This window comes from Flavobacterium sp. SOK18b, assembly GCF_014156605.1.
GTDB classification, from domain to species: Bacteria; Bacteroidota; Bacteroidia; order Flavobacteriales; family Flavobacteriaceae; genus Flavobacterium; species Flavobacterium tiangeerense.
This window is the reverse complement of sequence record NZ_QKNZ01000103.1, coordinates 1-26,986: the sequence shown is the minus strand read 5'-3', so window position 1 is coordinate 26,986 and position 26,986 is coordinate 1. Positions and strand designations below refer to the sequence as shown.

Annotated in this window: 20 protein-coding genes; 8 read left to right on the top strand and 12 right to left on the bottom strand. The window is 33.9% G+C overall.

What is annotated here, in order from left to right:
- Window positions 1–274: 274 nt before the first annotated feature.
- The 6 genes from DNC80_RS13645 to lepA all read right to left on the bottom strand — a co-directional run bounded on the left by DNC80_RS13645 (window position 275) and on the right by lepA (window position 9,323).
- Entirely contained in the window at window positions 275–1,033 is a 759-nt protein-coding gene (locus DNC80_RS13645; RefSeq protein ID WP_182651687.1) for a DUF2490 domain-containing protein, read from the bottom strand.
- Between the two features lie 3 nt (window positions 1,034–1,036).
- Window positions 1,037–2,644, bottom strand: coding sequence for a SulP family inorganic anion transporter (locus DNC80_RS13640; RefSeq protein ID WP_182651686.1), 1,608 nt, complete (start codon window positions 2,642–2,644; stop codon window positions 1,037–1,039).
- 19 nt (window positions 2,645–2,663) lie between these two features.
- Window positions 2,664–4,532 carry a proton-conducting transporter membrane subunit gene (locus tag DNC80_RS13635; protein WP_182651688.1) on the bottom strand — a complete coding sequence of 623 codons (1,869 nt, stop codon included), beginning with the start codon at window positions 4,530–4,532 and terminating at the stop codon, window positions 2,664–2,666.
- 4 nt (window positions 4,533–4,536) lie between these two features.
- The gene (locus DNC80_RS13630) at window positions 4,537–7,029 is read right to left on the bottom strand and encodes a YbcC family protein (protein WP_182651685.1); all 2,493 of its coding nucleotides are present in this window, start codon (window positions 7,027–7,029) and stop codon (window positions 4,537–4,539) included.
- Window positions 7,030–7,095: 66 nt separating this feature from the next.
- Complete coding sequence (locus DNC80_RS13625) at window positions 7,096–7,464, bottom strand: hypothetical protein (RefSeq protein WP_182651684.1); 369 nt, start codon at window positions 7,462–7,464, stop codon at window positions 7,096–7,098.
- A gap of 62 nt (window positions 7,465–7,526) precedes the next feature.
- Window positions 7,527–9,323, bottom strand: coding sequence for a translation elongation factor 4 (lepA, locus tag DNC80_RS13620; protein WP_182651683.1), 1,797 nt, complete (start codon window positions 9,321–9,323; stop codon window positions 7,527–7,529).
- A gap of 336 nt (window positions 9,324–9,659) precedes the next feature.
- Here lepA and DNC80_RS13615 point away from each other — a divergent pair, with 336 nt between their 5' ends.
- A complete protein-coding gene (locus tag DNC80_RS13615) occupies window positions 9,660–10,298 on the top strand; it encodes a pyridoxamine 5'-phosphate oxidase family protein (protein WP_182651682.1) in 639 nt (212 codons plus the stop codon).
- An 18-nt stretch (window positions 10,299–10,316) separates the two neighbouring features.
- Here DNC80_RS13615 and DNC80_RS13610 read toward each other — a convergent pair whose 3' ends face one another.
- From DNC80_RS13610 to DNC80_RS13600, 3 genes are all read right to left on the bottom strand, one after another.
- Entirely contained in the window at window positions 10,317–10,676 is a 360-nt protein-coding gene (locus tag DNC80_RS13610) for a hypothetical protein (protein ID WP_182651681.1), read from the bottom strand.
- A 2-nt stretch (window positions 10,677–10,678) separates the two neighbouring features.
- Window positions 10,679–11,161: a DoxX family protein gene (locus DNC80_RS13605; protein ID WP_182651680.1), complete on the bottom strand. Its 483-nt coding sequence runs from the start codon at window positions 11,159–11,161 to the stop codon at window positions 10,679–10,681.
- A gap of 273 nt (window positions 11,162–11,434) precedes the next feature.
- Window positions 11,435–12,640 carry an AraC family transcriptional regulator gene (locus DNC80_RS13600; RefSeq protein ID WP_182651679.1) on the bottom strand — a complete coding sequence of 402 codons (1,206 nt, stop codon included), beginning with the start codon at window positions 12,638–12,640 and terminating at the stop codon, window positions 11,435–11,437.
- 139 nt (window positions 12,641–12,779) lie between these two features.
- Between DNC80_RS13600 and dusB the strand changes: the two genes are divergently transcribed.
- The gene (dusB, locus tag DNC80_RS13595; protein ID WP_144890531.1) at window positions 12,780–13,775 is read left to right on the top strand and encodes a tRNA dihydrouridine synthase DusB; all 996 of its coding nucleotides are present in this window, start codon (window positions 12,780–12,782) and stop codon (window positions 13,773–13,775) included.
- Window positions 13,776–13,887: 112 nt separating this feature from the next.
- On the opposite strand, the gene DNC80_RS13590 is transcribed toward dusB, so the two are convergent.
- Both DNC80_RS13590 and rbfA read right to left on the bottom strand, forming a co-directional pair.
- Window positions 13,888–15,087 carry an FtsX-like permease family protein gene (locus DNC80_RS13590; RefSeq protein ID WP_182651678.1) on the bottom strand — a complete coding sequence of 400 codons (1,200 nt, stop codon included), beginning with the start codon at window positions 15,085–15,087 and terminating at the stop codon, window positions 13,888–13,890.
- A 3-nt stretch (window positions 15,088–15,090) separates the two neighbouring features.
- Window positions 15,091–15,483, bottom strand: coding sequence for a 30S ribosome-binding factor RbfA (gene rbfA / locus DNC80_RS13585; RefSeq protein WP_086453295.1), 393 nt, complete (start codon window positions 15,481–15,483; stop codon window positions 15,091–15,093).
- Between the two features lie 276 nt (window positions 15,484–15,759).
- On the opposite strand from rbfA, the gene DNC80_RS13580 reads away from it, so the two are divergent.
- The 5 genes from DNC80_RS13580 to DNC80_RS13560 all read left to right on the top strand — a co-directional run bounded on the left by DNC80_RS13580 (window position 15,760) and on the right by DNC80_RS13560 (window position 25,611).
- Window positions 15,760–18,990 carry a UvrD-helicase domain-containing protein gene (locus DNC80_RS13580; protein ID WP_370628766.1) on the top strand — a complete coding sequence of 1,077 codons (3,231 nt, stop codon included), beginning with the start codon at window positions 15,760–15,762 and terminating at the stop codon, window positions 18,988–18,990.
- Between the two features lie 48 nt (window positions 18,991–19,038).
- Window positions 19,039–20,232, top strand: coding sequence for a glycine C-acetyltransferase (gene kbl / locus DNC80_RS13575; protein ID WP_182651676.1), 1,194 nt, complete (start codon window positions 19,039–19,041; stop codon window positions 20,230–20,232).
- A 132-nt stretch (window positions 20,233–20,364) separates the two neighbouring features.
- On the top strand, window positions 20,365–21,798 hold the full coding sequence (locus DNC80_RS13570; protein WP_182651675.1) for an OmpA family protein: 1,434 nt from the start codon (window positions 20,365–20,367) through the stop codon (window positions 21,796–21,798).
- Window positions 21,799–21,861: 63 nt separating this feature from the next.
- The gene (locus DNC80_RS13565) at window positions 21,862–24,639 is read left to right on the top strand and encodes a PD-(D/E)XK nuclease family protein (protein ID WP_182651674.1); all 2,778 of its coding nucleotides are present in this window, start codon (window positions 21,862–21,864) and stop codon (window positions 24,637–24,639) included.
- A gap of 300 nt (window positions 24,640–24,939) precedes the next feature.
- Window positions 24,940–25,611, top strand: coding sequence for an ATP-binding cassette domain-containing protein (locus DNC80_RS13560; RefSeq protein ID WP_182651673.1), 672 nt, complete (start codon window positions 24,940–24,942; stop codon window positions 25,609–25,611).
- On the opposite strand, the gene DNC80_RS13555 is transcribed toward DNC80_RS13560, so the two are convergent.
- Complete coding sequence (locus tag DNC80_RS13555) at window positions 25,608–26,390, bottom strand: alpha/beta fold hydrolase (RefSeq protein WP_182651672.1); 783 nt, start codon at window positions 26,388–26,390, stop codon at window positions 25,608–25,610. The two genes, DNC80_RS13560 and DNC80_RS13555, sit on opposite strands and share 4 nt — an antisense overlap.
- 221 nt (window positions 26,391–26,611) lie before the next feature.
- Between DNC80_RS13555 and DNC80_RS13550 the strand changes: the two genes are divergently transcribed.
- Window positions 26,612–26,986: AbiH family protein (locus DNC80_RS13550; protein ID WP_220485252.1), on the top strand; the 375-nt coding region annotated here is incomplete at its 3' end.

The following is a 26,986-nucleotide window of genomic DNA, read 5'->3' as shown; positions in this document are numbered from 1 at the left end:
GATTAAAATATTTACTCTACCAAAAATAAACAAAAAAACCTGACAATTTTTACATCATCAGGTCTTCTCTATATTCTTTGTTCTTTATTGTATTTTCAAAAAAAAGATTAATCATTCAATTTCAACACCGCCATAAATACATCTTCATCTACTAGTACAAATTTATAGCTTACAAAGGGTTTTGGTCAATGGTGTTCCATCATTTTTGTATAATAGGAATGTGAAATATAGATCTCTTATTTGATCAAAACACTACTTCTTTCAAATTGTAAATTTATTTAAACAAACTAATGTTAGTGATGTAGGATATTCTAACGGTTGGATTACTTTCTTGTAACGTATTCGTGTAATTCCAAATGTTCTGATGGATATAGCTCAGTTGAATTTGTTGGTTTTTATCAATATTATAGCCTAAACCTCCAATAATTCTATTTTGATTGAAGAACGTTTTTCCAGCATTGGAACCAATATTGAAAAAAGCTTCATCGCCCAGAATTCCGAACAATTTGACTTTATCTTCTTTTTTCGTTAAAGTATAATTCATCAAGAACATATATCTCAATCTGTTTCTATACTCGTAATGATCAATTGAATACTCTGTGCCATTTTTTACTGCAATTCCAACAAATCTATTTTCATCTCTTAAACGATGCGTGAATTTAAATTTACCATTCGAGTGAACAAACGTTCCTTGAATCCAAACATGATCTTCAGGAATATCTGTTTTGTTTAAAGCCGGACTTCCATAAACATAGGTGTTGTAATGTGAATAACCAACACTACCATTGAATTTTTTAGTAAATTGATAATCAAGAGATGGCCTCACAAAATATTGTTGCTTTTCTGAAACCCCGTTTGCATATCGCATAGTGGCTTCTAATGTAAACGATAACTTTTGGCTTAACATGTTTTTCCCAACATAATGAAACCAAACATCGTTATTATTTGTTTTTACCTGTGCGCTTGAACTATTTGGCAAAAGAATTCCTAGTAGCCCAACGAGAGCTACTAAGAAATGACTGTATTTTTTCATTTGTTAATTTATAAAATTTAAATTTTTTCTTGAAGATTTTGGGTGAGCAGAAAAAGCAGTATGATTTTCTAATCCTACAATGGTTACTTTTCCTCCGTTAGATTCATAATCATGAACAAAATGTTCTAAGTTTTCCATAACAGAATTGTCTACAAGCTTAGTGTTTTTCAAGTCGATAGTAACATTAAAGCCATATGGAATTTCTTCTAATTTTCTTTTAATTCCTAAGAAATTAGTAAAAATTGCAGCTTTACTAATCGTTACTAAATAGTCATTTCCTTCGAAAGCTACTTCAGTTGGTGCTTTGAAAAATGATGAAATTGGAGTTCCGTGTAATAAGTGAATGATCATGTTTAAAACCATACCGGCAGCAATACCTACTAATAAATCTTCGAACAAAGTAAAGAAAATAGTCACTAAAAATATAGCTAATTGTTCTTTTCCTATTTCAAATGTATGAATGAATTCTTTTGGATGTGCTAATTTTATTCCAACCGTAACTAACATCGCTGCTAATGCGGCATTTGGAATCATTTCTAATAATGGTGAAGCGACTAATAAAAAGGCTAAAATGAAAAAACCATGAAAGAAATTCGCCCAACGTGTTTTTCCACCATTGTTCACATTGGATGAGCTACGTGCTACTTCAGCAATCATTGGTAAACCACCTAAAAATGCAGCAAGAACATTTCCAATTCCAACCGCAATTAAATCTTTATTGGTATTCGATTTTCTTTTGAATGGATCCGTTAAATCAATAGCTTTTACAGTTAATAAACTTTCTAGGGTTCCAACCAAAGCAAACATAATCACGAATTTGATAAACGTTCCTGTTTGTGAAATACCAGCAAAACTAGCATTGAAATTAATGTTGTCTACTAAATTTCCAATTTTCACCAAAGAATAAGCGGGTTCAGTATGTGCGAAATCCATATATAACTCTGCTGGAATAGCAAACAATAAAACTACAAGCGGTGCTGGAAACATTTTGATATACTTGTTTTTGATGTATGGCCAGCCTAACATAATAGATAAACTCACTACACCAATAATAGTAGCTTTATAGTCTAAATTCATAATGAAATTCGGAATATTAGCTAGTAATTCCAATGGGCCTTTTCCTTTTGCAAGTGTTGGATTATCGTTTAATAATACTGGAATTTGTTTGGCAATAATAATGATTCCAATGGCGGCTAACATACCATGAATGGCTGAAAGCGGAAAAAAATCAGCAAGTTTTCCAAGTTTTAAAACGCCAAATAAAATTTGAACTAAACCAGCAATAACCATTGCGCCTAAGGCTAATTTCCAACCTAAAACATTATCACCATGACCAAATTCTGCTACTGCTCCGGCTACAATTACAATTAATCCTGCTGCTGGTCCTTTTATTGTTAATCGTGAACCTGAAATTAAGCTCACCAACAAACCACCGATAATAGCGGTAATTAAACCCATAATAGGCGGAAAATCGGAGGCTTTTGCAATTCCTAAACTTAAAGGAAGCGCTAATAAAAACACAATAAAACCAGAAATAGCATCTGCTGAGAAATTTTCTTTTAATCCTGCAATTCCGTCTGCAGGGATATATTTTTTAACTTTTGAGTTCATATTTTTTAAATATTTTTAATTATGATGATTTATAAGGTAATTCGTGATAGGTCTTAATGTGTGTTCCTAAGAAAAGTCTAGTGTAAATTCTAACGCCGGCTATTCCAGAAACCACAAAACTAGTGGCTACTAAAAAAGCTAGTACAACTTGGTGACTTTCAATATGGCTAAACAATAAATCTTCGCCAATAAAGGTGGAAGTAATTGGAAAACCTGTAACGCCAAGTGCTGCTAATAAGAAAAAGAAAGCAAATTTTGGATGTTCATATACGTGTCCAGAATGTTGACTTAATAAAATTCTCTTTTCCATTGTTTTTAATTTCAATAAAGCGATGTAACCAATAGTTCCCGCAATTACAATTCCTGTGATATAAAGGGATATTTCGTAATAACTTACTTTTTCGTTAAACAAAATGGCTAACACGATCCAGAAATGGTTAAAAACAATTAATAACCAAGCAACAAACGGACTTTTTCTTTCTGAAAAGGCTTTGAATACGAATACTAATCCAATCGCAGCGAAAATTTCAGGTAAATAATTAGTCACGTAACTTGGAATGGAATTTTTGTAATACAAAGTGATGCTTCCAACTAAATACGTGCTTAAAAACAAGAAGAATAGTTTTCTTAAGTTTAAGAAGTTTAACTTGTTACCAATTGTGTTTAATGGATTCCAAAGGAAAATTCTAATGATTTTTTCCAAGTGAAATTCGTTTAAACTCAAAACATATAAAGCATTTTCTAATTTTTTAGGAATCATGCTTTTACTTACTTGTTTAGGTACGAAATTGTAAAATTGTTCTCGGATTAAATAACTTACCACAGATGGTGAAACCAATAATTGATAGGTTCTTAAAAACGCATTTCCAGCAATATGAAATAAAGCTAATGTTTCGAATCCCAAAGCTATTTCAATAAATATCAATCCAATTTGTGAAATCGAGCTATAAGCAATTTGACTTTTTACAGACGATTGTACTCTAGCAATTAAAGTGGTAACGATACTTGTGGTTAATCCCATTACGCCGATGGCAATTCGCATAGACGTTTGGTGTTCCCAAAAAGGCATCGTACGTAACATTAAAAAAGCACCTAGATGCACCGAAAGGGAACCATAAAAGATAGCACTTGATGGAGTAGGACCTTCCATCGCTCTTGGTAACCAAGAAGAAAATGGTACTTGAGCCGATTTTACTGCTGCTGCACACGCCAAACATAAGGCGATAAACGAACCAATTAAGGTGTGATTTTGCAAATGTTCGTTGACTAATTCGTAATTGTGTAGTCGGATAAAAGTGATGTTTTCATGAAACAAATGATGACTTGCCCACATTGCTAAAATAATTCCAACATCACCAATTCTATAGATTGAAAATACTCGGAAAGCATTTTTTACAGGTAAATAACGTTCTCTGTAAAAACCAATAAGTAAAAATGATGAAATTCCGATAATTTCCCAACCGATAAATAAAGTTTCAAAATTCCCTGATAAAATGGCTAAATTATATCCAAAAAAGAAGAATAAAACCGTGATAAAAAAGCGTTTGTATCCTTTTTCTCGATGCAAATAATAGCGACTATATGTTGTTATCATTGAGGTTAATAAAGCACCAATGAATAAATACACCGCAGTTACTTTGTCAAAATAAAAATCAATAAAGAAGTCGTAGTCATTTGTTTTGACTAACGATACTTCGAATAAATTCAAATCTTTGCTGCCGTTAAATATCCAATAGAAAATAAAAACACACAACACTAACAACTGCGCAAAAACCGTTGTAAATGCCGTCCAAGATAGCCAAGACTCTTTTTTTTCTGGAATGAAAAAACTAATCAAAAATCCTACAATAGGAATAATGATAAATACTAATAAAAATTCATTTGTCATCATCTTATTTTAGTAGCGTTATGTTTAAATTTTCCGAACTCGTTATCGCATATTCCAAAGAATTATCGATAGTTTGTATATTAAAAGAAGCGGGTTGGTAAATTTCAAATTCACCATTTACAAAACGATATAGTGTTTTAGTTTCTGGATGCAAGGCAACCAAATTCACCCAATTATTGATAAACCATTCATAGGTTGCGGGAACTTTTGTTATGGCATATTTTACAATTTCAGGAAAATGTTCTACTACAATTAACAAGCGTAATGGATCGTGAACTTCAATCATTTGACTAGGTAAACCTGGTCGTAAATCGCCGTCAATTCCATTCGCAACTCCAATTAATCCCATTACATTATGAGGTAATTTGGAGCCCGCACCGAGTTTATGATTGTCAACTCTTGAGAAATAATATTCTAAATTAATTCCACCACCAACTGGAGCTACGGCATTTAAAATTCCAGCTAAATAGTCGCCTTTTGGATCTACTTCATAATCAAATGAATTCATAAACGAACGTCTGTCTAAAAACACATGGTCCGATACACTTCTTCTTCCCACAATACACATGGCATTTGTCGCATGATTCAATTCTGGTCTAGGTTCAAATAGTGAAACCGAACGATTTTTTATTTTCTCATGTACTTTTGAAATGCTTTCGTTAGAATTAATGGTGTCAAACCGTCTAGAGCGTTCTTTGGCATTATTGGCTAAGGCATTTGTGAATGTTTTGCTGTTTTCTTTATGTGAAAAAGTGTTTACTACAGAAAGTAATTCTTCATCGTAAAAAACAATTTCATCTCTAGTGGTATCATGTAAAGCGGGTAGAAACTGAGTTTCAGCTGGAATAACAATGCCTCTTTCAGCCAAAATTTCACGAACTTTTACATGGTTGGCTGCGAAGCTTAATACTTTTGCGTTTACACTACTTGGTCTTCCGCTACAAGCCCCGCAATCGTATCCAGCAAAATGAGTATTGTTCACGCTAGTTGCTCCGTGGCCAACTACATAAACTATTGGAGCAAAATTTTCTACCAAACCAATAGTTTTCAAAATGCCTTCCACACGATTAGCCATTTCTTCAATAGAAAATCCTACTTGTAAACCGTCTATTTTTTCTTCCGGATTAGTGTTTTCTATTACTAATTTCGACTTTTTATTCAAATGTTTGAATGAAGCCGAAGTGGCAGGAGACATACTAGGTTTGAAAATATTTAAAAACAATTTAAACGCTGAGGTATACCCCAAAGTTTGAGAAATAAGCCAACCAAATACCAAGGAATGCGATTTTTTATGGTAGTGATAATCTTTAGCGCTTTTCTTTTTTCTAGGCAACTCTTTAATTAAAAATTGTGGAGTAACAGGTGCTGGACATAATTTGGTAAAGAACTTTCCATTTATGGGTTGATAGAAAAATTCGAAATTAAAAAATGCCGCAACCCCAAAAGTTTTTACACTTGGTTCTAAAGCTTCAATATGTCTTCTAAACGAACATTCTCTATCGTCCATACAAAAGAAAGCTTGAAATTTTGTGTTTTCTTCTGAGGCTTTTACACTTGTTTTATGTTGCAAACCGGTTAAGGCTTGGTTGTAAAAGGTCCATTCAAAAGCTTCTTGCCAAATAGAAAGCACTTCAAAATATTCTGAGTAAGCCGATTGAGAAAATAGATTTTCAGCTTCAAATGTGATTTTGGTAATTAGAGGTTCCCAGTTTTCACCAAATTTTTTATCTAATGCATCAATCTCTAAAAGTAACTCGAAAGTAATAAGTTCTTTTAAAGTTATTTTTCTTTCATCTAAAAGTGAAGTGGGATTGCTTTCTAAAGTTGCAATCATACCGCTCCATCCAGGATGAGAAAATTGTTGATCAAAGAGATAATTTTCAAAATACAAACCTTCTCCAACTAAAATTTGAAGTAATTTATAAATGGAAGTGTCTTCTTCTAGTAATTTCTTAGCTCTTGACGTTGAAAAAATACTAAAAACACCATTTTTATCTAATTCTTTTATAGAAGCTAAAAACCCGTCTTGATGAACTGGAAATGTCCAAACTGAAATACCTTGATCTAAATAACTGCACAAGATTCTAAAAAGAATACCGTGAGTCGATTTGTCTAAGTTTATGGCATATTTCTCTTTCCAAAGACTTCTAAGTTTTCCAATTTTTGGATAAATGGCTTCGTCGTAGTTTTTATGCAGAACATTTTCTTTCCAAGATGAAAAGTGGTCTTCTCCTTTTTTCTGGTAGATAATTTTATCTAGAATTGCCTCATTTATTTGGTTGTTTTTTAACTTATTTCTAAAATCAGAAAGAGGTAAAAATGTTTTGTAACCAAATATTTCAGATGATTCTTGTAAGGCAGTAAAGAAATCTTTATCCTGAAAAGCATGTAATGTGTTATGATGCACAAAGTCTTTCAACGGATTTTGTGCAGGTAGAAAATGCGAGAGTTTGTGAAGAGTTGCCTCTTCCACAAATCGCAATGAAGTTAAATTCATTATATTCTAAATTAAGTTAATAACAATAATGTTTTGCTTGTATAGCAAACAGTTATGAATATTGTATTAACTTAAATTAAGCTTCCAGTTACAGAAAAGATCGTATAAAGGAATACTCTTTTGTAGAATACAAAAAAGTGTTTTGTTGTAGATTTTTTGATTTTTGGAATATGAAAACAAACCAAAATTTGAACTGATCGAATTGGAATATTTTTCTAAGTCATCACCAAATTCGACATCTTCTTCAATGTCAAAACTGATAAATTCAAAATCATTTTCAATTTCATTTAAAGCAGAAAACCCATAAGATTTTGCGTGCTCTGCTTTATAATTCTTAAAATTGTTACTGACTTTATTTGTATTATTTCCATACAACAAATTCCCACATGTAAAGTATGTGAGAATTGTGAGTAGGAATAATAATTTTTTAGTCATTGTAATAAGTAGTCGTCAGGCAAAACTATTAAAAAAAAAATTAAAAGCGTATGATTATATCTTTAATCATTCAACTTTAATACGGCCATAAACGCTTCTTGCGGAATTTCAACATTCCCTACCAATCGCATTCTCTTTTTACCTTTTTTCTGTTTTTCTAATAATTTACGTTTACGAGAAATATCTCCTCCGTAACATTTTGCTGTAACGTCTTTACGCAATGCTTTGATCGTTTCACGCGCAATAATTTTAGCACCAATGGCCGCTTGAATTGGAATATCAAATTGCTGTCTCGGAATCAATTCACGCAATTTCTCACACATTTTTTTACCAATGTTGTAGGCATTACTCTCGTGAATCAAAGCAGACAAAGCATCTACAGATTGCGAGTTCAATAATACATCAAGTCTAACTAATTTCGAAGTACGCATTCCTATTGGAGAGTAGTCAAATGAGGCATACCCTTTAGAAACCGTTTTCAATCTATCGTAAAAGTCAAATACAATCTCGGCAAGTGGCATGTCAAAATTCAATTCAACACGCTCTGTTGTCAAGTAAGTTTGATTGGTAATTACACCACGTTTTTCAATACACAAACTCATTACGTTACCCACAAAATCAGCTTTAGTGATGATAGTTGCCTTAATAAAGGGTTCCTCTACACGGTCTAAACGTGAAGGTTCTGGTAAATCAGATGGGTTGTTAATGATAAACGGTGTCTCCGGATCTTTTTTGGTATACGCCAAATACGAAACGTTAGGAACCGTGGTAATTACAGTCATGTCAAACTCGCGCTCCAATCGCTCTTGGATAATTTCCATGTGCAACATTCCTAAGAATCCACATCGGAAACCAAAACCTAAAGCCGCTGAACTCTCAGGCAAAAATACAAGCGAAGCATCGTTCAATTGTAGTTTTTCCATTGAGGCACGCAAATCTTCATAATCCTCTGTATCAACAGGGTAAATACCGGCAAAAACCATTGGTTTTACATCCTCAAAACCCGTAATCATATTCTTTGTTGGCGTTTTTGCATCCGTAAGTGTATCACCTACTTTTACTTCTTTCGCCTCTTTAATTCCAGAAATTAAGTATCCAACATCTCCAGCTGAAATCACTTGTTTTGGCACTTGATTGAGTTTCAAAGTACCTATTTCATCAGCAAAATATTCATTGCCAGTAGCCATGAATTTAATTTTTTGCCCTTTCTTAATTTCACCATTTACTACTCTAAAAATAACCTCAATACCTCTAAACGGGTTGTAATGAGAGTCAAAAATCAAAGCTTGCAAAGGCTCGTCAACATTTCCTTTTGGAGCAGGAATTTTTTCAATAATAGCTGCTAATATATTTTCGACACCAAAACCAGTTTTTCCAGAGGCGTGAATAATATCCTCTAGGTCGCAACCCAATAAATCAATAATATCATCGCTCACCTCTTCAGGGTTGGCACTTGGTAAATCTACTTTGTTCAAAACCGGAATAATTTCCAAGTCGTTTTCTAAAGCCAGATATAAATTTGAAATCGTTTGTGCCTGAATACTTTGCGCTGCATCCACAATCAAAAGCGCACCTTCGCAAGCCGCAATAGATCGAGAAACTTCATACGAAAAATCAACGTGTCCCGGAGTGTCAATTAAATTCAAGATGTATTCCTCACCCTTGTAGGTGTACTCCATCTGAATTGCGTGACTTTTAATTGTAATACCACGTTCACGCTCCAAGTCCATATTGTCAAGCAATTGCGCCTTTTCTTCACGAGCAGTTACAGTTTGTGTAGCACCTAGTAAACGGTCTGCAAGCGTACTTTTCCCGTGATCAATATGTGCAATAATGCAAAAATTCCTTATGTGTTTCATTTTCAGTAAATATCAATAAATTTGCTTGTCAACTTGTGGGCGTGCCGGCAGAAAAAGCCGTCGGGCTATGCGCTCTATCTTTTGTGAAGTCCCGATTGCTATCGGGACTTCACAAAAGGATGCCGCTGCTATCCCTCACGCAAAACCCCACTAAGAGTCAATTAATTTGCAAATATAGGCTAAAAGTTTTTTATGAGAGATTCAACAATGCCTAATGTTACTGCAATTGAAATTTAATTTTTTAGCAGTTCTCTTTTAGGGTCTTTCTTATTGTAGTTTTGCTCGTACTTACAAGAGCATCTTGCAGTTACATTTGAACTTTTATACCATCTATTTATGCATACTTCACCACAAGATTCTATTACCATAAACGACACTCCGTACAACTTACAAGAGCTTGAAAAACTAGCTTGGAAAAAATTAGTCAACGGTTCAGTCAAGAAAAAAAACGGTTTCCGAACCATGTGCGTTGGTACCATAAATGAATACAACACTGCCGCTTTACGAATTGTAGTAAACAGAAAAGTTGATGAGGTAAACAAAACCATATATTTCCACACGGACGATCGCTCCCGAAAATGTTATGATTTACTAAAAGACAATCGCATATCACTCTTGTTTTACGATGCGCGTCAGCGGGTTCAAATTGTTGTGAAAGCACATGCCACTTTACACACTAACGATACCTTAAAAAATGATCGTTGGAAGGCAACCAGTCCGCAAGCCCGTCTGGGTTATATGACATTGGAACCACCCAACACAAAATCAGATCATCCAACATTAGGATACGAAGAACGTTTTTCGACCCTAAAGCCCACAGATAGTGAAAGCGATTTGTTTCAAGAAAATTTCACGGTTGTTGCTTGTGCCGTCTATGAACTTGAATTTTTATACCTCGACTTCACCGGGAACAGAAAAGCAAATTTCTTTTATGAAAACACTGTTTTACAAGATAGTTTTTGGGCAGTTCCTTAAATATAAATAAGCAATGACTCATCTTTTATTGAACTTCGCTTGGTAATACGAAGTGTCTTTTTCAGAAAAAATCACTCTACGGTTGTCTTCATTTTCGAATTCTAAACTGTCATTAACCACAAATTTTACTTCTGTAAATTTATAACCGGTAACAAATGTGGTTGTTATTTGATAGGTGTTATTGGCAGTATTCAATTTCATTTCGGTAGCTTCACCCCAAGATAATGGTTTGTCTTTTCCACGAATGGCTACCTTTTTTACATTTTTTATTTCGGATGCATCCAAAGTAAAAATAACGGTTTTTTTATAGGTTTTTTGAACGCAATTTGTCAAGAATAAAGAAAGTACAAGTGCTAGAAATATCGTTTTAGTTTTCATAATTAAGCTTTGTTTTTAGTTAGTAAATAATCAATTCCAAATCGTCCTGACCCTAGTGTTAAAAAGAACATTGCTACCCAAAGAAATCCCATGGCGGCAAGGCAATTCCATAATCCATTTTGTATTTGTTGCATAAATATAGCAACTAGCATGGTGCAAATTACTAAGAAAGAAGCAACACGGGTTTGAAATCCAAACAACAGTAGCAACCCGCCAACAGCTTCTGCAAAAGCGCCCATCCAAGCAAAAAAAGCTGGAGCAATGGCAAAAATTCCACCATAATTTGCCACATCACCGGGAAACCAAAAAGCGACTTCAAACAATCCTAAATTAGCATCAACGGGTGACCAGGGCATTCCAAATTTATCGGCTCCAAAGTTAAAAGCCAGCAAGTACCCACAAACAATTCGCGGAATAGCAATAAATAGATCTTGTGACCAATGTGGTAATAAAACAGGTTTGGTAATTTTGGTAAGTAGTTTCATAATGTTATATTTTTTGATTTTCTTATTGATATTGATATTGAATTTTGAAATTATTTTTAATTGACAATTAAACCGCCATGACCAGAACCTATAAGTTGTGCGTGTGCAAAAGTTGAAGCGAAGACCAACATTATTGCCAAGATTAATTTTTTCATAATTAGTTTTTTAGTGATTAATAACAGGGCAAAGTTGCGCCATAAATCAGAACCAATCGCTTCAAATTATGATTTGAGACTAACTAAATAATATTTTAAAGTATTGTAAACATTGAGGTCACAGGTTTTCTGTAAATTCTTTTGGTGTTTTTGAGGTATTTTTCTTGAAAGCTCTATTAAAAGTGGCTTTCGAATTAAAGCCGCAATCAAAAGCAATTCCTAGCAAGGTAGATTTTTTGTGTTCGCCATTTGACAAACTGATTTTAACCGCTTCAATTCTAAAATTATTGATGTAATCATTGAAGTTCATTTGAAACCCTTGATTGATCGTTTTGGAAATAACAGAGGCGTTGGTTTCTAATTTTTTTGCCAAATCAGTAAGCGTTAATTCGGGATTTTGATAGAGTTTTTCAGCTTGAATTAAGGTTTCTATTTTAGATTTCCAATGTTCCGTTTCGGGCGAAACAGCTTCTTCTACGGACTCATACTGAATGTCAATATTCGTTTCCAAATCATCTGTACTGCTGTTGTCCAATAAAAGAATAGGACTTTTGTCAAAGAAAGACATCTTAAACGGTATCGTAGCATTTGTAGGATTAGAATATCCTGTAATGGCAATGTAGTACATCACAATCGAGAAAGAAAGATAAAACCACCAACTGCCTTGATACGATTTCATTTCTGGAAAAAAGTATTCAACACCATCAAAAACGAGTGGTAAAAGTAACATCACTAAAAAAGCAATCAAATACGTTTGAATCCATTTAAACAAAACCGAATCGGCATAACTCACTACTTGAAACATCAGTTTTTTGTATACATTGTAATATCGGATGCTCAAAATAAAGTACACAATCATAGAGAATAAACCTAGTTTTTGATACCATTTCTCAAAGTCTTTGTCCATTCCGTTTTCATAGAAATAGTAATCGCCCAAAATGAATTGGTCGTAAATCCAAATAGCTATGATGTACATAAGATACAGCAATCCTGGCAGAATATGGAGTGCCTCTTTTTTCGAAAATTTAAAACTGGGATTCAGTAAACTTTGGGTGTAAAAAAAGATGATCGGACCTATCCATAAAAGGTGTTGAAAAGGGGTGTAAAATAAAATATCCCGATAGGGTTGATTGTCGTACCAGCCCGCAAAACCAAGCATCCACGGTGCAATATAGAGGCTACAAAGAAAAATGAAAAAACTCAGCCAATAATTCGATTTATTGTCAGTTTTGATAGCTTTTGCAAGTAACAAAACGCTGTATACAATTCCTTGTGTAAACGAAATAAGTAAAACGGAACTGTAAAAGCCAAATTGAAAAAGCATCTTGTAGTTTTCGTAAAAATAATTATTTTTTGTAAACCAATGTCAAAATTTTGCAAGTACGACTTCTTGTGTCTTAATCTCTTGATAGTTCCAAAATTATCGGTCTAATTTTTTTATCTTTGCAAAAAATAAAAACATCTTGATTAAAATAGGCGACCATATTGTATTACCGGATTTTCCCTTACTTCTTGCTCCAATGGAAGATGTGAGCGATCCGCCGTTTCGTAGATTGTGCAAAATGCATGGTGCTGATATGATGTACTCTGAATTTATTTCTTCCGAAGGATTAATTCGTGACGCCATCAAAAGCCGAATGAAATTGGATATTTTTGATTACGAACGCCCTGTGGGAATCCAGATTTTTGGTGGAGATGAAGAGGCAATGGCACTTTCGTCAAAAATTGTTTCTACCGTAAATCCCGATCTTATTGATATCAATTTTGGTTGTCCAGTAAAAAAAGTGGTCTGCAAAGGTGCCGGTGCTGGTGTTTTAAAAGATGTCGATTTAATGATTCGGTTGACCAAAGCCGTTATTGATAGCACCCATTTACCAGTAACGGTGAAAACGCGTTTGGGTTGGGACGATAATTCTATCAATATTGATGAGGTTGCTGAACGTTTGCAAGACATTGGTGTTGCCGCATTGAGCATACACGCTAGAACGCGTGCCCAAATGTACAAAGGTCACTCAGACTGGTCACACATTGCCCGCGTGAAAAACAATCCAAGAATTACGATGCCTATTTTTGGAAATGGCGACATTGATTCTCCAGAAAAAGCATTACAATATAAAAATGAATACGGCATTGACGGCATCATGATTGGTCGTGCTGCCATTGGTTATCCTTGGATTTTTGACGAAATCAAACATTACTTCAAAACAGGAGAGCATTTAGCTAAACCGACCGTTATTGATAGAGTAGAAGCCGTGCGCAATCACCTTACTTGGGCCATGGACTGGAAAGGAGAACGATTAGGAATTGTTGAAACGCGACCGCATTACACCAACTATTTCAAGGGAATTCATTCTTTTAAAACCCACAAACAAAAATTAGTAACCCTCGATCGTCCCGAAGAGTTATTTGCAGCTTTAGATGAAATTCAGGATGCTTATGCCGGTTATGAGGTGGTTTAGTGACACTATAAACTTAATCTGAGCTATAGGAACAAGCGAAGCAATTCCATTAATCTGCACAAATTAATTCGTGTAAATTGGTGGAATTCGTGTTTTATTTTAAATGGGAAAACTACTCCAACAACCTTTTACTAACCCTACTACTCGCTATCAGTGAAGCAATAAAACCTAGCGATACAATGGTTCCCATCACAATAAGAACATTTTCAAGAGAGAAAACAACGGGATAGGCTAGTGTAGGAGTAATCATAATCAACTGGAAGTATTCTTGCAATAAAACAATAATAATCCCAATAGTTAATCCTATAATGCCACCAAAAACACTCAATAAAGTACCTTGAAGTAAGAATATTTTGCGTAAGTCTTTTATTTCTGTACCCAGGTTATAAAGTGTTTTTAAATTCCCTTTTTTGTCCAAAATCATCATGATCAAAGCGCCAATTAGGTTAAAAAGCGCCACCACAATCACTAAAGTAAAAATTAAGTACACAGCAATATTCTCAGTGTTTAGCATTTTATAAAGAGCCTCGTTAAGTTGAGCTCGGTTTTTTACCGTGATTTTATGGCTAAAAATGGAGTTTAATTGGGATGTAATTGCCTTTTCATCGGCATTTTTAGATACTTTAAATTCTATTCCCGAAACTTGATTGGGTTTGTATTCCAGTAATTCTTGGGCTAAACCCAAGTCAGCAAAAACATACTTTGAGTCTAAGTCGTCGTTTATATTGTAGATGCCTACTGGTATTACATCGGTTTTATTAAAAGCTTGTTCAGGATTTTCAATGGCGCCTTTTCCTGGTTTTGGTGCTAAAACCTCCAATCGATTATTGAAATCCAACAATCCCATGGAGAATTTTTGAGCTATTCCATAACCCACAACCACTTGGTACGTATCTTGATTAAGCCATTGCCCGTTAAAAAGTTTTTTATCAAGGGCATTTACTTTATTAAAATTGTAGTCCACTCCTTTAAGAGTAGCAACCTCTTGTTTTCCATCAAAAGTAAACAAAACCCGCTCTTCAATAATTTTAGAATAGGAAACGATGCCATCTATTTTTTTAATCTGCTTTTCCTGACTTGGTAAAATAAAGAAAGATTTACCCAGAGTAGTGCCTATTTTTAAATCAGGATCTATATCATTTGCAAACGAAAGACTAAATACTTTAAGTCCGCTAAACACTGATAAAACCACAAACAAAGCCATGGCACCAACAATAATTCCCAAACTGGCAATCCGATTGATGATGTTAATAGCGTTGTTTTTGCTATTACTCTTAAGGTAACGTTTGGCTATATAAAGGGGAAAATTCAAAGGTTATTGAAATCTACGTTTATCTAATAAATCTCTATTTTCAATAGGATTGTCCCGGTTAGCAAGAGCATTGTCTATTTTTTCAATATAATCTAAAGAGTCATCAATAAAGAAAACCAAATTTGGTACTTTTCTCAATTGTAAACGTACACGTTGAGACAAGTCATGCTTAATATTCTTAGAATTTGATTTTACAGCCTCCAGAATTTCATTTGCTTTTTCTTGAGGAAATACACTTAAATGCACCGTAGCTACTGATAAATCTGTAGTCACCGTAACTTTGGATACCGAAATGACTAAGTTTGCCAATCCGTTTTTTCTCACTTCACCTTGTAGAATGTCAACCAAATCTTTTTGGATCACCCCACCTATTTTTTTCTGTCTATTTGTTTCCATGCTGCAAAAATACTACTTTTAAGTTTTATCCCGAAGTTTCGGCACAAATTTTAAAAAGTAACCTATTAATACACGTATTTTTAGGAGCTATTTCCTGCTGTTCACTATATCTTTTTATAAGGTGATGAAAAATCACCTTATAAAAAGGATGCCGTTTCCATCAGGGCTAGGGATTTGGGATATTAGAACGCTAATTCTAAATCAGAAATCTTAATTTATTAAAAAAATATCAATTTGGAACCTAAAATAAATCCAGTTTCGGCTCCCTCCCCTTTGGTGAGTCCCGACGCATCGGGAGGGGAGGAAAAACCTTCTTTCTCTATATATGACGCTTCTGCAGGCTCTGGAAAAACCTATGCGCTAGTCAAAGAATATCTTAAGATAATTCTTGTTGCAAAAAAAAACGATGCCTATCGCAACATTCTGGCGATTACGTTTACCAATAAAGCGGTGCACGAAATGAAATCCCGAATCGTAGGCAGTTTATCTGAGTTTGCAAAGGAAGAGCCCAACCAAAAGGCGCAGGACTTAATGCAGGATTTAGCTTCAGATACCAAACTGTCTGTTATCCAAATCAAAACCAAATCACAGCAAATCATTAAGCACATTATTCACAATTATGCGGCCTTTGATATTTCTACCATTGATAAATTTACCCACAAAGTGATTCGGGCTTTTGCTCATGACCTGAATCTGCCCATGACTTTTGAAGTCACTTTGGACACCGAAAATTTATTGACCGAAGCTGTTGATGCCATTATTGCTCAAGCTGGAGAAGATGAAACATTAACAAAATTGTTAATTGATTTCACAATGGAAAAAACCGATGATGATAAGTCATGGGATATATCTCGGGAAATTCTTCAAACTGGGAAACTGGTCTTGAATGAAAACAACCGAAATGAAATCACCCATTTTCAAGACAAATCCATCACTGAATTTGTTGAAATCAAAAAAAAATTAGCCGAAACCTGTAAAATTCTTGAAAAAGAAAGCATCGCTTTAGCTGAAGAAGCGTTGACAATTATTGATAAAAATGGAATCAATCTTAAATCCTTTTCAGCAGGACATTTCCCCAATCATTTAGTTGCCATTAAAGACGGAAAATACAATCCTAAAAATAAAACCTATCATGAATTTGATGATATAAAAATTAATAAAACAGCACAAGACAGAGCCGTAATAGAAAGTGTAATTCCTAATTTACTTCAGATTTTAGACAGTATTTATAAACTACACGATAAAATAAATTTCTACAAAGCATTCTTAAAAAACATTACTCCTTTATCATTACTAAATACGGTGAGTAATGAATTGGCCAAAATACAACAGGAGCAAAATGTCCTTTCAATAGCTGAGTTTAATGCCATCATTCACAGGGAAATTCAAAATCAGCCAGCGCCTTTTATATACGAGAGATTAGGAGAGCGCTATCGACATTTTTTCATAGATGAATTCCAGGATACTTCCGAAATGCAATGGCAAAACCTGATTCCGTTAATTGACAATGCACTTTCAGGTCAGGACGATTACGGAGTAAAAGGGACTTTGATGATAGTAGGAGATCCCAAACAATCTATTTACAGATGGCGTGGTGGTAAAGCAGAGCAGTTTATTGAATTAAGTAAGAATCAAAACCCGTTTAGCAATCCGGATAAAAGACTGGAACATTTAGACAAAAATTATCGTTCCTATTCACAGATAATTGAGTTTAACAATGATTTTTTTAAGTTAATTTCAAATGAATTTGAGCACCCAGATTACAAAGATTTGTATGAAAACCACAGCTATCAAAAAACGAATGATAAAAAAGGAGGGTATGTAAACATTTCATTTATCCCAAAACCAGAAAAAGGAGAAGAGGAATATGATACAAATCTAGATGAGGAAAGCAAGAGCAAAATAGATTTATATGTTGAAGCCACTTTGAGCACCATTCAAAAAACCCTTCAACAAGGTTTTCAATACAAAGATATTGTGGTACTTACTAGAAAACGAAGTCAAGGAATTGCCATTGCAAATTATTTAACAGAACAAGGAGTTCCACTTTTGTCTTCGGAGACTTTGATGATACAAAATGCCACCGAAGTACGATTGATTATTCATTTATTAAAATATTTAAAAAACAGCTCTGATTTAGAGTCTAAGGCGAATTTTCTTCAATACATAGCTCAAAACAGTCAAGACAAGCTTCCTGTTCATGATTTTATTGCACAAGGAATGGCTTTGCATAAAGAAACTGATTTTGAAAATTGGTTACTCGGCTTTGATGTTTCGCTTTCGTTTCAAAACATTCGAAAAAAATCATTGTATGAAGCGGTAGAAACTATAATTTCAAAGTTTCTCCAGCCATTTTCTTTTCTTTCGGGGAGTCCCGACGCTTCGGGAAGGGAGGGGAATGCCTATGTTCAGTATTTCTTAGACATTGTTTTGGAGCGCGATATTCGCAACCAAGCAGGAATTTCTGATTTCTTGAATTTTTGGGATAAAAATGCAGAGAAATTCAGTATTCCTTCACCAGAGGGAACCAATGCCGTTCGAATAATGACCATTCATAAATCAAAAGGTTTGGAGTTTCCAGTTGTTATTTTTCCTTTTGCCGAGGAAGATTACAATAGAAAACCAAAAGACAAACTCTGGTTGAATGCTGAGGAGGAGGATTTTGGTTTACCAAAAGTTTTAATTGATAATAGTAGTGCGGTAGAGGGATTTGGCGAAGCGGCAGCAGCGGTATACCATCAAAAAAAACAGGAAGAATTGTTAGATAATATTAATGTTTTGTATGTGGCTTTAACTCGTGCAGAGGAACAGTTGTATGTGATTTCAAATATGAATCTATCTAGTAAAGGCGAAATTCCAAAGAATAATATGTCTAGCTTTTTCATTAATTATCTAGATCATAAAATTGGTTTTGATGAGCAAAAATTAGAATATGAATTGGGTGAACCAGCAAAGTTGTCCTTGGTAAAGCAACATGTTGATACTTCAAAAACAATTCCCATTGTTTCAGAAATTTTGAATCCAAAGAACATTAAAATTGCACAACGCGAATCTATAATGTGGGGAACGCAGCAACAAGAAGCCATTGAATACGGTAATTTAATTCATGAAATTTTATCCTTTGTAAAAACAAAAAAGGATGTTTCTATAGCCATTACAAAAGCGTTAGAAAATGGTTTAATATCATTTTTACAACAAGAAACGGTTTTGGCTACCATTCAAGAAATTGTGAATCATCCTGAATTAGAAATTTGTTTTTCAGAGGGGAATGAGGTTTTAAATGAGCAAACCATCATTCAAAAGCAAGGAAAATCTATAAAACCAGACCGTATGGTGATTACTCCAAATAAAGAAGTGCAATTGATAGACTATAAAACGGGTACTCCTAATATAAAGTACCAACAACAATTAGAAGATTATCAATCGGCAATAGAGTTGATGGGTTATAAAGTGATAAAAAAAGCACTTATTTATATCGGAAAAGGAATCGAAGTAGTAAATTTGTAGCTCAAAAATGAATAATTCGCAAAAAATAGAACTTTTAATAATTAGTTTATGTACGGAAAAATAAAAGAACATCTTCAAGCTGAATTGCAAACCATAGAAGATAACGGGATTTTTAAGAAAGAAAGAATAATAACCTCACCACAAGGTGCTGAAATTAAAATAGCAACTGGAGAAACGGTGCTTAATTTTTGTGCAAACAATTATTTAGGATTATCATCTCATCCCGAAGTAGTTCAGGCCGCAAAAGATGCACTTGATACGCATGGTTTTGGGATGTCATCTGTTCGTTTTATATGTGGTACACAAGACATACATAAAACATTAGAGAGAAAAATTTCTGAGTTTTACGGTTTAGAGGATACTATATTGTATGCAGCTGCTTTTGATGCTAACGGCGGTGTTTTTGAACCTTTATTAGGTGAAAATGACGCCATAATTTCAGACAGTTTAAATCACGCTTCTATTATAGATGGTGTGCGTTTGTGTAAAGCAGCTCGTTACCGTTACGAAAACTCAAATATGGAGGATTTAGAACAGCAACTGATAAAAGCTACTGAGGCGGGAACCCGATTCAAGTTAATTGTTACTGATGGAGTTTTTTCAATGGACGGATTAGTTGCGCCATTAGATAAAATTTGTGATCTAGCGGATAAGTATGATGCTATGGTTATGGTAGATGAATGTCATGCAGCAGGTTTTATTGGGGCAACCGGAAAAGGAACACCCGAAACAAAAGGAGTAATGGGTAGGGTTGATATTATTACAGGAACTCTAGGAAAAGCACTAGGAGGTGCAATGGGTGGTTACACTACAGCCAAAAAAGAAATTATAGAAATCTTACGTCAACGTTCAAGACCGTACTTGTTTTCTAATTCACTTGCTCCATCAATTGTTGGGGCATCAATAAAGGTTTTTGAACTATTAGAAAAAGACACCACTTTACGTGACAAACTAGAATGGAATACAAATTATTTCAAAAACGGGATGAAAAAAGCTGGTTTTGACATTATAGACGGTGATTCAGCAATTGTACCTGTGATGCTGTACGATGCAAAGTTATCTCAAGCCATGGCCGATGAATTATTAAAGAAAGGGATATACGTTATTGGTTTCTTTTTTCCGGTTGTTCCAAAAGATAAAGCAAGAATTAGAGTGCAACTCTCTGCTGCACATACTCAAGCGCATTTAGACAAGGCAATTCAAGCATTTGTTGAGGTTGGAACAATGCTAAATATTATATAATTACTATATTGGGATTATATAATTCTCACATTGAGCTGAGAAATCGATTTTTTTTAACATTTCATTTTGTAGTTTAAAATTTACGTGCTACTTTTGTTCATAATTAACTAAATGTAATTAAAAAATTTAAGTATGAAACATCTTAACAAAATTTTTGTTGCTGCGATGATGGTGGTGGGATTTACGTCTCAAGCACAAGATAGCAACAATCCTATTGCAATATCTTTCGGAGTAAATGCAATAGATACTAAAACAAGTGCAGGAGGAGGAAAAGGATGGGCTGATCGTCATTTCTCTCAACCATTTGCAGTAAAAGACAACTGGAATATTTTACCATCAGTATCGTACATTAGCGTATCGAAATATGTTGGAGATAATTTCTCTGTAGGTCTTTCAGGATCTGTAAACAAAATTGACAAATACGTAAACTTTAATCCAAAATCTCCAGGTAGAGATTCTCGTGGGTATGTAGTAAGCAATCCTGGAGATTTAATGTATTATGGAATTGATGCTACTATTAAATATAGCTTCATGAACATGATCAAGTCTAAAGTTATTGATCCTTCTCTTTCTGTAGGTGGTGGATACACTTTCTTAGGAGATAGTAGCTACGGAACTTTAAATCCTGGTGCAGGTTTAACTTTCTGGTTCACTGAGAATGTAGGTGTTGAATTAGCAACAAGATACAAAAAATCTTTTGGAGATAGAGAAGATGCAAATGGTACTCCAGATGCTCCATCTCATTTCCAACATTCTGCTGGTGTCATCTTCAAATTTGGAGGTAAAGATACTGATGGAGACGGAATCTACGATAAAGATGACGCTTGTCCAGATGTTGCTGGTTTAAAGCAATTCAACGGATGTCCTGATACTGACGGAGACGGAATCCAAGATAGCGCTGACTCTTGTCCAGACGTTGCAGGTTTAGCAGCTTTAAATGGTTGTCCTGATGCTGATGGAGATGGTATCGCTGATAAAGATGATGCTTGTCCTAATGAAGCTGGTCTAGTTGCATTAAAAGGATGTCCTGATACTGACGGAGACGGAGTAGCTGATAAAAATGACAAATGTCCTACTGTAGCAGGTCCTAAAGATAACGCAGGTTGTCCTTGGCCAGATACTGATGGAGACGGTGTATTAGACAAAGATGACAAATGTCCTTCTGTAAAAGGAACTGTTGCTAACCAAGGTTGTCCTGAAGTTTCTGAAGAAGTGATGAAAACTTTAAATAACTACGGTAAAGTAATCTTATTTGATTCAGGTAAATCTACTTTCCAACAAGGTACTTATACAGTATTACAATCAATTACTTCTATCTTGAAAGAGTATCCTAATTCTAATTTCCAAATTGAAGGTCACACTGATAGCGACGGAAGTAATGAATTAAACCAATCTTTATCTGAAAACAGAGCAGCAGCTGTTAAAAACTATTTAGTTGAAAACGGAATTGCTACTGAGAGATTAAAATCTACAGGTTTTGGAGAAACTAAACCAATTGCACCTAACAAAACTGCAAAAGGTAAAGCTGAAAACAGAAGAGTTGAGATTTCTTTGATCAAAGAATAATTTCCTCAAAATATTTATAGAAAACGCCTCGATTTATCGGGGCGTTTTTTTTATTTTTATAAAATGACAAACATTACTTTTTTAGATAAAATAGCTACAGTTTTAATAGAAAAATACGCAACTAGTTTTTCGGATACAATTATAGTGTTACCTAATAAACGAGCTAAAATATTTCTTATTGAAGCTCTAAAACGTCAGGTGACTACAAATGTTTTTTCTCCAGACATTATCAGTATTGAGGATTTTATTCAAGACATTGCAGGTATTCGTACTATTGATCCTATTGAGTTGTTATTTGAATTTTATGAAGTATACTTGTCAGTTACTGATAAAACAAACCAACAGAGCTTTGAGTTATTTGCCAACTGGGCCAAAACTTTATTGCAAGATTTTAATGAAATTGATCGGTATTTACTTGATCCAGCACATGTATTGTCCTATTTGAAAGATATTGAAGACATCAAAAAATGGGGTATTGAAGTGGAGAATAAAACGACTTTATTAGAAAAATATATTGATTTCTGGAAGTTATTACCTCATTATTACAAATCGCTATATGCACATTTATTGACTAAAGGGATTGGTTATCAAGGATTAATTTATAGAGAAGCAGTACTTAATTTAATTCATTTTTCAGAAAGTGTTCAAAATAAAAAGTATCTTTTTGCAGGGTTTAATGCATTAAATGCTGCCGAAGAAAAAATAATTCAACATCTCATTGCAAGTGAACAAGCTGAAATTTTTTGGGATGTAGATCAAACTTTTCTCAATGACCCGTATCATGATGCAGGACTTTTTGTGAGAAGATTTAAAGAAAATTGGAAACATTATAAGGTAAATCCTTTTGAATGGATAGTTGATGATTTTTCGCAAACCAAAAACATAAAGGTTATTGGTACGCCCAAAACAATAGGTCAAGCAAAAATAGCAGGAAGTATAATTGAAAATGTCATCCTTGAATCTAATACGTTAGGAATTGATGGTCAGCTTGATAAAGTTGCAGTTGTATTGGGAGATGAAAATCTCTTGGTTCCACTTTTATATTCGTTACCATCAAGTGTTGGCGCTTTAAATATTACAATGGGTTATTCCAGCAAGAATAATCCAGCTCAAATATTGATAAGTAAATTATTTAAAATGCATACTAATGCACTTTCAAGAAATGCTAAAAGCTACGTTTTATATTATAAAGATGTTTTGGATATTTTGACACATCCTTTAGTAGAACCGTATGCAAATACAAGTGCGCTCGTAAAAATCATCAATCAAAATAATTATACGTTTATCACCCATCATAAATTGATGGAGTTGCAAGTTGAGCCTAGTGAATTGTTTCTGTTATTATTTCAAAAATGGGAAAACGGATCGATTCCTGTTTTAGAAACAATTTCTAAATTATTGCAAACCATTAAAGATAATTTAAGCAACGATAATGAGGAAGAAAAAATCACGAAGGCCTTTGTTTTCGCTATTTTTAAAGTGATCAATAAACTCATTAACTACTATTCTAAACACGAACATATTGATAAAATAGAAACGCTATATTCTATTTATAAGCAGGTTATTGATCTTGCGGAAGTATCGTTTGAGGGAGAACCACTAAATGGTTTGCAGATTATGGGTGTGTTAGAAAGTAGGGTTTTGGATTTTGATACAGTCATTGTCACCTCTATGAATGAAGGTAAATTCCCTGCTGGTAAATCTCAAAATTCCTTTATTCCTTATGATGTGAAAAGAGAGTTAGGTTTGCCAACTTTTAAGGAGAAAGACGCCATTTATACCTATCATTTTTATCATTTGTTGCAGCGTGCCAAGACTATTTACTTGGTGTATAACACCGAAAGTGAAGGTTTGGATGCAGGTGAAAAAAGTAGATTTATAACACAACTGGAAGTAGAAAAGCAAAACAATCACACGATTACTCATGAAATTTACAATGCCGTTTTACCCGATACGGCGTACCAACCTATTGTAATTTCTAAGTCGGATAGTGTGATGTTACGATTGAAAGAAATTGCAGAAAAAGGATTTTCACCCTCTGCTTTGACCAGTTATATCCGGAATCCGATACAGTTTTATTTCCAAAAGATCCTACGTATTAGCGAAGTGGAAGAGGTGGAAGAAAATATTGCCTTGAATACGCTGGGAACCATTATTCATGAGACCCTGCGTGTTTTATACGAACCATTTATTAATAAATTTATTTCAGAAACTGATATTCAAAATTGTTTTAAACAAATAGACGATGAGGTTCTAAAACAATTTAAATTAGTGTACAAGGAAGGCGAAATCAAAAAAGGAAAGAATTTATTAGCCTTTGAAGTAGCCAAACGTAATGTTTCTAATTTCTTGAAAGTAGAATTAGAAAGTATCAAAAATGGAGATGCCATCAAAATTATTGCTTTAGAACAAACTTTTGAGCGCATTTTGAATCATCCGAATTTGCCTTTTCCAGTCCTTATTAAAGGAAATGTAGACCGTATAGAGGAGCGCAATGGAAACATCCGAATCATCGATTACAAAACAGGAAAAGTGGAAAAAGCTAATGTGACTTTGAAATCTTGGAACGGACTTATTGAAGATATTAAAAGCGATAAAATTATTCAGGTGCTTGCCTATGCTTTTATGTACGAAACCGAAGCAAAAGGGAAAACCATCGAAGCAGGTATCATCTCATTTAAAAATCTAAAAGCAGGTTTTTTACCGTTTAATTTTAAAGTAGATAAAACTGTTAATAGCAGTATCACCGATGATATTTTAAGGAATTATCTGGAACAACTGGTACTTTTACTAAGTGAAATTTTGGATGAGAATACGCCTTTCAAAGAAAAAATAATTTAATTCAGCAACTATCAGAAAACTACATAATAGTTACGAGTTTTACAAAAGCACTTTAGCCATAAACATTGCTATAAGCGCTTTGGCAGGTGTTTTTGGAGGTTTTGAAACCTTTAAATATGTCCTTTTGTTTTTCGGTTTTTTCATTAGTCTTTTGATTAAAGAGGTGAATGCTAAAAACGAATACTTGTTTTATTACAACAACGGTATTTCAAAAATTCAGTTGATTGTTTATGGCTTCCTCATTAATTTTTTCTTTTCGATGATCTTCATTCTTGTTGTGAATCTTATATTGAATTTCCTATGACAACAAGTATTTTAGAAGTAGATAGCGTGCAAAAACAATACGAAGGAAAAATTATTCTTTCGGATGTGTATTTGAAATGTGAAACGGGTTCTGTTCTCGGGATTTTAGGTCGAAATGGTTCTGGTAAATCTACATTATTGAAGATTATTTTCGGGATAGAACCAGCTGATTTTAAGTTTGTTCGGGTTGGTGGAAAAGTGCTGTCAAAAACAAGTGAGCTGTTAAAGGAAATCAGCTATTTACCGCAGGATTCTTTTATTCCAAATTCTTTTTCCATTTATAAAACCATTCAATTGTGCATTGCCAAAGCGAAAGTAAAAGAATTTTGTGCAGATGCCATCATACAGTCTATGTTGGGTAAAAAAATCAAACATTTATCTGGTGGGGAATTGCGGTATCTAGAAATTAAATTAATCCTGAACAATGATTCAAAATTTGTACTTCTTGATGAGCCTTACAACGGCTTGTCACCTATTATGATTGAAAACATAAATGCGTTAATCACAACAATGTCTGATGTAAAAGGTATTTTGATCACCGATCATAATTATGGAAATGTGATTCAAATTTCTACCAAACTGGCGTTAATGAAAGATGGGAAAATGCATCATTTAAAAGATAAAAACGAACTCATCGAAAAAGGTTATTTAAGATTTGGAATGCTCTAAATACTTTTAAAAAAAGACAATAGAACAGCTAATAATTCGTCTTGATTTTCTAGATGGCTCATGTGTCCATCAGGAAAAGTGATAAGTTGTACCTCAGTATTTTCTATTTGTTCCTTGGTTTCCTCATAATTCAAAACAGGATCTTTTTCTCCTAAAATTAAAAGTTTCGGAAAAGGCGTAAGGTGCAGCAAAACTTCTCGATCTTGCCTGATTTTCATTCCCTCTAGTGAGGCAACAATTCCTTGCAAGGGCGTTTGCAGTGCTTCTTTTTTAACGTTTTCAATCGTAGTAGCCAATCGCTCTCTGTTATTTTCACTAAATAAATTACCAATCGAAAGCGAAATGAAATTTACAGATGATTGTTTCACGGCTTTAATAGCGCGGTCCCGATTTTTTTTTCGTTCGGCACTGTCAGCCCTTGCGCTTGAGTTGAGTAAAACCAATCCTTTGATGGTATCGGGATACAATTCAGCGAAAGCCAAAGCCACGTAACCTCCCATAGAATGCCCTACAAAAATAGCTTTGCGAATGCGTAATTCTGATAAAACGGCATGAACTACATCTGCATTATCCTCCATGGTGTGCACATAACCCAAACATTCTGTGGCGCCATGACCTAACAAGTCAATGGTAATGACACGGTTTTTTTGTGTCAACTCAGGGATAAAATGATTCCACATTTTTTTATTTTCCAAAAAACCGTGTAGTAAAACAATTGCAATTCCTTTTCCAGTATCGGTATAGGAAATAGTGGTGTTTTTAAAGAGGATTTGTTTCAATTTTGTAATGTTTGTGCAAAGCTAAAGCTTTAATTTTTTTCAAAACATATTAGCCATTTAAGTTTTAAATTTTTTTGGATGAATCAAACTAAAAGTGTCATCTTAAATGTCAATACAAATAAAAAAGGATTTTAACCATATAAGAAATATAAGGTCATCTAAGTAATTTACAAATTAATTTGTATTAAAAATAGTATATTTGAGAAAAACTACTTGGAAAAATGAATAGACTTGTTATAATTGGAAACGGATTTGATTTAGCTCATGGTTTACCGACTTCTTACAAAGATTTTATAGTTGATTATTGGATCAATGTTTTGAAAGAGCTTCATGATAATCATTCATATGGTGATAGTTTATTTGTTTCAAATATTTCACGCATTATGAATAATCCTGATGCAAAGTTGGATTGGCAAAAAAGTGTTTATGATTTTGAAACATTGAAGTATTTTATTTCAAGGTATGAAAGATACTGTACTCTGGAATTTACCAATAATTTTTTTTTAAATATCAATAATCAGATTAATATTGAAAATTGGGTTGATATTGAAAATGAATATTACAAAAAGTTAAAAATAATTGTAAAATTATCTTCT

Bases quoted from the DNA above. Each gene is read 5' to 3' on its own strand.
- lepA (WP_182651683.1), bottom strand. From the start codon at position 9,323: ATGAAACACATAAGGAATTTTTGCATTATTGCACATATTGATCACGGG.
- DNC80_RS13640 (WP_182651686.1), bottom strand. From the start codon at position 2,644: ATGAACTCAAAAGTTAAAAAATATATCCCTGCAGACGGAATTGCAGGA.
- rbfA (WP_086453295.1), bottom strand. From the start codon at position 15,483: ATGGAAACAAATAGACAGAAAAAAATAGGTGGGGTGATCCAAAAAGAT.
- DNC80_RS13615 (WP_182651682.1), top strand. From the start codon at position 9,660: ATGCATACTTCACCACAAGATTCTATTACCATAAACGACACTCCGTAC.
- kbl (WP_182651676.1), top strand. From the start codon at position 19,039: ATGTACGGAAAAATAAAAGAACATCTTCAAGCTGAATTGCAAACCATA.
- DNC80_RS13635 (WP_182651688.1), bottom strand. From the start codon at position 4,532: ATGACAAATGAATTTTTATTAGTATTTATCATTATTCCTATTGTAGGA.
- DNC80_RS13560 (WP_182651673.1), top strand. From the start codon at position 24,940: ATGACAACAAGTATTTTAGAAGTAGATAGCGTGCAAAAACAATACGAA.
- DNC80_RS13625 (WP_182651684.1), bottom strand. From the start codon at position 7,464: ATGACTAAAAAATTATTATTCCTACTCACAATTCTCACATACTTTACA.
- DNC80_RS13645 (WP_182651687.1), bottom strand. From the start codon at position 1,033: ATGAAAAAATACAGTCATTTCTTAGTAGCTCTCGTTGGGCTACTAGGA.
- DNC80_RS13600 (WP_182651679.1), bottom strand. From the start codon at position 12,640: ATGCTTTTTCAATTTGGCTTTTACAGTTCCGTTTTACTTATTTCGTTT.
- DNC80_RS13610 (WP_182651681.1), bottom strand. From the start codon at position 10,676: ATGAAAACTAAAACGATATTTCTAGCACTTGTACTTTCTTTATTCTTG.
- DNC80_RS13605 (WP_182651680.1), bottom strand. From the start codon at position 11,161: ATGAAACTACTTACCAAAATTACCAAACCTGTTTTATTACCACATTGG.
- DNC80_RS13570 (WP_182651675.1), top strand. From the start codon at position 20,365: ATGAAACATCTTAACAAAATTTTTGTTGCTGCGATGATGGTGGTGGGA.
- DNC80_RS13630 (WP_182651685.1), bottom strand. From the start codon at position 7,029: ATGAATTTAACTTCATTGCGATTTGTGGAAGAGGCAACTCTTCACAAA.
- DNC80_RS13565 (WP_182651674.1), top strand. From the start codon at position 21,862: ATGACAAACATTACTTTTTTAGATAAAATAGCTACAGTTTTAATAGAA.